At 57.3% G+C, this 2,355-nt stretch carries 2 protein-coding genes and 1 pseudogene; 1 reads left to right on the top strand and 2 read right to left on the bottom strand.

Annotated features, from left to right (window positions below):
• Nucleotides 1–252 precede the first annotated feature (252 nt).
• Both ykgO and ADB02_RS00010 read right to left on the bottom strand, forming a co-directional pair.
• Nucleotides 253–375 (bottom strand): type B 50S ribosomal protein L36, encoded by a 123-nt coding sequence (gene ykgO / locus ADB02_RS00005; RefSeq protein ID WP_005511141.1) that lies wholly within the window; start codon nucleotides 373–375, stop codon nucleotides 253–255.
• A gap of 251 nt (nucleotides 376–626) precedes the next feature.
• Nucleotides 627–1,943 (bottom strand): sugar porter family MFS transporter, encoded by a 1,317-nt coding sequence (locus ADB02_RS00010; protein WP_241482336.1) that lies wholly within the window; start codon nucleotides 1,941–1,943, stop codon nucleotides 627–629.
• Nucleotides 1,944–1,957: 14 nt separating this feature from the next.
• Between ADB02_RS00010 and ADB02_RS11675 the strand changes: the two are divergent.
• A pseudogene (locus ADB02_RS11675) lies at nucleotides 1,958–2,355 on the top strand (NAD(+) synthase); the annotation flags it as partial.

The raw sequence follows: 2,355 nt of genomic DNA on the forward strand, positions 1-2,355 counted from the left end.
TCTCCTGGTCGAAAGTGGTGATGCATTCACCGCCTGAACCTACCAGCCAATTTTCGGGCCAATTTTGACATAAACGCAGTCAGTAACTTCCATCGCCCCACCGCCCCCAGCCATAAACGCTGTCACCGCCTGAACCTACCTCCTCCAAAAACCAAAAACCGCAACCTTTGGCCACAGTAAAACTGCGACTTCAGATTGCGGTTTTGGCAATAAATGAGGAAGCTATTTGCTTCGCGCTAGCCTAAATAAGGCTTAGCCCTGACGGGCCTTGAAGCGCGGCTCCTTCTTGTTGATCACGTAGACCTTGCCACGACGGCGCACGACCTGAGCGCCCGGCTTGTTCTTCAGCGACCGAAGGGACTTGCGGACCTTCATTCGGGCGCTCCTTTCTACTCGGCTCCGAAACGGGAATGTGCACACTGCACTCTCCCCGGACAATCACCCCAGTGACTGCCTGGCAACGCACCCTTCCTGATAATCCGAAGAAATATCAAAGAGGATGCGTTACGACACGAGTTGCCATACTACCTAATAAGCGGAATAACTCCAAAAATCCGGGGGAAACATGTTCTTTGACGGGCAACCCCAAGATCGCGACTCCCCACGTTGCAACTGCTTCCACTTCTCTACTTGGCAGCGGCAATCATGTACTCGCGGACCTCGGCAAGCGTCTTACCTGAGGTCTCCGGCACCGCCTTGATGGTGAATACCAGCGCAATTGCGCCCGTAATGGCAAAGAAGAAGAACGACCACGCACCACCGACAGCATCCACCATCGGAAGAAAAGCCTGCGCCACAAACCAGTTCGCAACCCAGAGCGCGAGACCTGCCAGCCCCATACCCAGGCCACGGGCTTCTGTCGGGACAATCTCAGAAATCAGGAGCCAGGTCGCCACCGACACAGCCGCCTGCTGAAACACGATAAATACAGTCATCAGCAGTAGCGACATCATGGCACCGGTCGAAGAGTTACTCGACAGACCATAGACGGGTGCTAGCACGAGCAGCGAGCTTGCACAGCCCACCAAACCGATAATCAGCATTCGCCGGCGACCAACGCGGTCAATAATGCTCATACCGATTGCACACGAGATCACCGAGGCGATACCGATGATGATGGAGGTGTAGACAGAGCTTTCCGTCGACAAGCCAACCTTGTTCATCATCGTCGGCGCGAAATACATAATCGCGTTCGCGCCCGTGACCTGCTGCGTCACACCAATAAGCATCGCAATGATGACGGTGCGTCGCACCCACGGGGTTTTCACGGCCAGACGCTCCGCTGCACGCTGATCGGCGCTTGACGACGCCTCACCAACGGCAACCTCAGCCAACGTCGCCTCATCTCCCTGCATCTGACGCAGCACGCCCAGCGCCTTGCCCTCCTGTCCTCGACGGACGAGGTAGGCCGGTGTGTCCGGCAGAACCAGCATGCCGATGAGCAGCACGATGCCGGGGACAGCGCCGAGTCCAAGCATGAGTCGCCAGTTACCGGAGGAGGCTAGGGCGGAGTTGGTGAGGAACGCCACCAGCTGACCAATCACGATCATCAGCGAGTTCAGGCTGACCAGGCGTCCACGCACATGCGGTGGTGCCATTTCGGAGATGTACATCGGTACGACGATGGAAACACCACCGATACAGACGCCGAGCAAAGTACGCGCAGCACCCAGCGAAAACGCACTAGTAGCGAAAGCACACCAGATACTGCCGATGATGAAGCCGACCGCTCCGAGCAGGATGGTGCCACGGCGCCCCAGGGAGTCCGCTACGCGACCGCCCAGGAACGCACCGATAGCCGCACCGACCAAGAGCATGGCGGTGACAGTGGACTCCTGTCCTGGAGTCAGCTCAAAAGAGCGCTGGATATACAGCAGCGCGCCCGAGATGACACCGGTGTCGTAACCAAAGAGGAGGCCGCCCAGAGCGGCGATGATAGCCACGGCTATCGACCGAGTTGTGGTGGTTTCCCGGTTCGGTCCAGTCTTATTCTGTTCGGTTGTACTCACGCTGGAAATCTTGCCACCGTCCAGGCAAAGACCCCCTATCCGAACAGCACTTACTCGATAAAGATGAGAGTTTTGGCACTCTTCTGGCAGGAAAATCATCCCTTTTCCCGTCCGGAACTAGCGGTAGAGTGAGGCTCATGACACCAGTAGGCACACAGGATTTCCCGCATCCCCTCCAGTCGGAGATTATTAACGACCTCCACGTCCAGCCCACCATCAATGCCGCCGAGGAAATCAGCCGCCGAGTCGATTTTCTCTGCGATTATTTCCGCACCGCGCACGCCAAGGGATTCGTGCTCGGAATTTCTGGCGGCCAAGACTCCACGCTGGCCGGGCGTCTAGCGCA

The organism is Corynebacterium sp. 212_CJEI (genome assembly GCF_001055915.1).
Lineage (GTDB): Bacteria > Actinomycetota > Actinomycetes > Mycobacteriales > Mycobacteriaceae > Corynebacterium > Corynebacterium jeikeium_D.

Excerpts from the sequence above, each read along its gene's own strand:
- ykgO (WP_005511141.1), bottom strand. The coding sequence starts at position 375 with ATGAAGGTCCGCAAGTCCCTTCGGTCGCTGAAGAACAAGCCGGGCGCT.